This window comes from Blastomonas sp., from assembly GCF_041747255.1.
Classification (GTDB): Bacteria; Pseudomonadota; Alphaproteobacteria; order Sphingomonadales; family Sphingomonadaceae; genus Blastomonas.
Genome location: NZ_JBGTFM010000286.1, coordinates 1 through 3,251, shown reverse-complemented (window position 1 = coordinate 3,251; position 3,251 = coordinate 1). Strand labels below are relative to the sequence as shown.

General features: G+C 64.2%; 4 protein-coding genes and 1 pseudogene. 4 read left to right on the top strand and 1 reads right to left on the bottom strand.

The window, feature by feature from the left end:
- The 3 genes and pseudogenes from ACEW8G_RS09630 to ACEW8G_RS09620 form a co-directional block, all read left to right on the top strand.
- Positions 1-202: pseudogene (locus ACEW8G_RS09630) on the top strand (enoyl-CoA hydratase/isomerase family protein); the annotation flags it as partial.
- Between the two features lie 53 nt (positions 203-255).
- Entirely contained in the window at positions 256-711 is a 456-nt protein-coding gene (locus tag ACEW8G_RS09625) for a VOC family protein (RefSeq protein ID WP_373488209.1), read from the top strand.
- A 69-nt stretch (positions 712-780) separates the two neighbouring features.
- Positions 781-1,164, top strand: a complete 384-nt coding sequence (locus ACEW8G_RS09620; RefSeq protein WP_373488208.1) for a VOC family protein — start codon at positions 781-783, stop codon at positions 1,162-1,164.
- Positions 1,165-1,208: 44 nt separating this feature from the next.
- Here the strand turns inward: ACEW8G_RS09620 and ACEW8G_RS09615 are convergent, their stop codons facing one another.
- Positions 1,209-2,186, bottom strand: a complete 978-nt coding sequence (locus ACEW8G_RS09615; protein WP_373488207.1) for a quinone oxidoreductase — start codon at positions 2,184-2,186, stop codon at positions 1,209-1,211.
- Between the two features lie 308 nt (positions 2,187-2,494).
- Here ACEW8G_RS09615 and ACEW8G_RS09610 point away from each other — a divergent pair.
- Positions 2,495-3,251: hypothetical protein (locus ACEW8G_RS09610; RefSeq protein ID WP_373488206.1), on the top strand; the 757-nt coding region annotated here is incomplete at its 3' end.

Below are 3,251 nucleotides of genomic sequence, written 5' to 3'. Positions count from 1 at the left end.
GGCGGCGCAGGCGCTTGGCGCCAGCATCGCCGCCGTCTCGCCGCACAGCGTGCGCGCCAGCAAGGCGATGGTCCGCCGCATCCTGCACGGCCAGAGCGAGGACGATGCCGAGACACTGGCGCAATTCGCAGACGCCTTTGACGGTGCAGATTTCGCCAAGGGCGTTGCTGCGTTCCTCGGCAAGCGCAATGCGGAATTTTGATCTTATCCGAATTCGGAAATGCCGCCATATTCGACCAAGTTAGGGAGACGATCATGACCCGGCACATCAAGCATGGCAGCATTTTGGGCGGCGTAGTCGTCACGCCCGATCTGGACGCGGCGCTCGCCGATTATCAGGGGCGGCTGGGGCTCGATCTGGTCGAGCGAGGGCCGCTGCCCGACGATCTCGCCGCGAGCTGGGGTGCGCCGCACAGCGCCGCCGCCCGCTATGCAATGCTGCGGCCACAAAGCGGCGCGCATTGCTTCATCCGGCTGGTCGAGCAGCCCGATCACCCTGATTTCAGGCCCACGCGCAGCTTTGGCTGGGCGGCCTATGAGCTGACGGTCAAGGACGTGTTCGGCTGGCCCGGACGGCTGGAGGGCAGCGGCTTTCGCATCATCGGCCCGCCCAAGGAAATCGCAGGCTTGCCTTATTTTGTGCCGATGCAGGTGCTGGGGCGCGGCAATGAGATGATCTATCTCAACGAGGTGGCGATGGACACGCCATAGTCTGATCTGCCCAAAGCGCACAGCCTCACCGACCATATCTTCATCGTCATTCTCGCCGCCAAGGACCGCATGGCCTGCGTCGACTGGTATCGCCGCGCGCTGCGGCTCGATGAGGGCGAGAGCTACACGCTCGAATACTCAATGATCAACGCCGCGTTTGCCAAGCCTGCGGGCACGCAAAGCGTCATCACCATGGTGCAGAACGAACGGCTGCCGATCATCGAGGTTGACGACTATCCCGCCGAGGCGACCGTCCGCCCGGCGCACCCCGGCATGCTGCCGCCGGGCAACGCGCTGGTCACGCTAGCGGTCGAGCGCTTTGACGATCTGGATGTTACGTTCCTGACGCCACCGACGCTGCGCCATGGCGATCTTTACATGGGCAACATGGCCGCGACGGTGCGCGGCCCGGCAGGCGAACTGGTCGAGCTGGTGGAAACCGGGCTGAGTTAACGGGCAAAATCCTTCTCCCATCGAGGGAGAAGGTTTCGCGCACTTTACGGCAGCAGCAGCGTCGATCCGCTGGTGGCGCGCGATTCGAGGGCGCGGTGCGCTTGGTCTGCCTGCTCGAGCGGATAGGTCTGGCCGATGGTGACCTTCATCTTGCCGCTGCGGATCATCTCCCACAGCCGCGCCGCCCCGGCTGCACGCTCGGCCGGATCAGTATAATAATCGAACAGCGTCGGGCGCGTGTTGTAGAGTGAGCCCTTGGTCGCGAGGATGCCGAGGCTGATGCCGGTCACCGGCGCGCTGGCATTGCCATACGACACGATCAGCCCGCGTTTGCCGGTGCTGTCGAGCGAGGCCTCCCAGGTATCGAGCCCCACACCGTCATAGACCACGCGCACCCCGGCGCCGCCGGTCAGTTCGTGCACCCGTTTGGCGGTGTCCTCGCGGGTGTAGAACACGATGTGGTCGGCCCCGGCGTCGCGCGCCAGCGCGGCCTTGTCCTCGCTACTCACGGTGCCGATGACCATCGCCCCTGCCGCCTTCAGCCACTGCACCAGAAGCAGGCCGACACCGCCGGCTGCGGCATGCACCAGCACCGCCTGGCCCGGCTCCACCCGCGCGCACCGCTCCACCAGAAATTCGGTGGTGCAGCCCTTGAGCAGCGCTGCAGCGGCGGTGTCCTCGGATATGTCGTCGGGCAATCTGAACAAGCTGGCGGCGGCGATATTGCGAATGTCGGCATAGGCACCGCGCGCCGGGCCAAAGGTCGCAACCCTGTCGCCTGCGGCAAAGCCTTCGACGCCCTCGCCCACCGCCAGTACCGTGCCCGCCGCCTCCAGCCCGAGACCGCTGGGCAGGCTGACCTGATAGATGCCACGCCGGTGATAGGTATCGATATAGTTGAGCCCAACTGCGCTCTGGCGCAGGGTCACTTCTCCGGGCGCGGGCGCGGGCACATCGACATTGTGCCATTCGATGACCTCAGGGCCACCGGTGCGGGTGAAGATCGCCTGACGAGCCTGCATCATAATGCTCCTTTCAACGGGCAATTGGCCAGTATCCAGCACTGGTTGATCCCCTCGCATACTACGCCAGGGTTGGCCCAGCCTTTCGCGACCGCCCGGTGCATGTCATTGGCGCGTTCGTGGCTGAACCCGCCGCGTGTGGTGTGAGTGCCGGACTGGCTAACACGGTCAGGAGATTTGCACGAGCCATTGCATCTGAATGATTACAGCCGCCCCCGCGCAGATCGTCAACTTGTATGTCCGGACAAATTGTGTTGCTTGCAAATGATGCTAGGCTGCCCGCCGAATACAGCCAAGAGGTGATCGTTATGATCCGGATGCTTGCCCTGATTGTCGGCCTGATGCTTGCCCTCGCACCGTCTGCATCCCGCGCTCAAAGCGAAGACAGCGCGCGCGCGATTCTTGAGCGCGCGGTTGCGGCGGCGGGCGGCGAGGCATGGCTCAACCCCTCGACCCTTTATCTTGCCGGCCGTGCGGTGTTCTACGCGCCCGACAGTGCACAGCCGCGCAGCACGGCAGACGATTACCGGATGTGGCGCGCGATGAGCGAGAACCGGACAACCGCGCACGGCGCCGAAGGCAAGGTGCGGATCATCGCCAAATCAGGCGCGCGCACACTGTTCGAGGTCGGCTATGATGGCGAGACGACCTGGACCGAAAAAGGCATCATGCCGAGGGATCAGGCCGATGCCTATTGGGCAAGCAACTTCGGGTTCGGAATCATTCGTGAGGCGCTTAGCCCGGGGTTCGAGGTCGAGCGGGCCCCTGACCGGGAGGTTGGCGGACACCCGATCTGGCTGATCAGGATCGTGTCCCCCGACGGGGGGCGCACGCTGTTCGGCATTGATCAGCAGAGCCACTTCATCCGCTATATGGGGTTTTCGACCCCGCGCGGCTTTCACGAGCGTCATTATGATGACTTCATCCGCCTGCCCTCGGGCTGGGTCCAGGCGCGCACCGTCAGTCTGTTTTACGACGGGATAAGGGCCAATACGGTCTATTGGCGCGAGGTGAAGCTCAACGAACCGATTGATCCTGCACTGTTTACGCCGCCGCCCGCGTCGG

Coding starts and splice junctions, on each gene's coding strand:
- ACEW8G_RS09625 (WP_373488209.1), top strand. CDS start 256: ATGACCCGGCACATCAAGCATGGCAGCATTTTGGGCGGCGTAGTCGTC.
- ACEW8G_RS09620 (WP_373488208.1), top strand. CDS start 781: ATGGCCTGCGTCGACTGGTATCGCCGCGCGCTGCGGCTCGATGAGGGC.
- ACEW8G_RS09615 (WP_373488207.1), bottom strand. CDS start 2,186: ATGCAGGCTCGTCAGGCGATCTTCACCCGCACCGGTGGCCCTGAGGTC.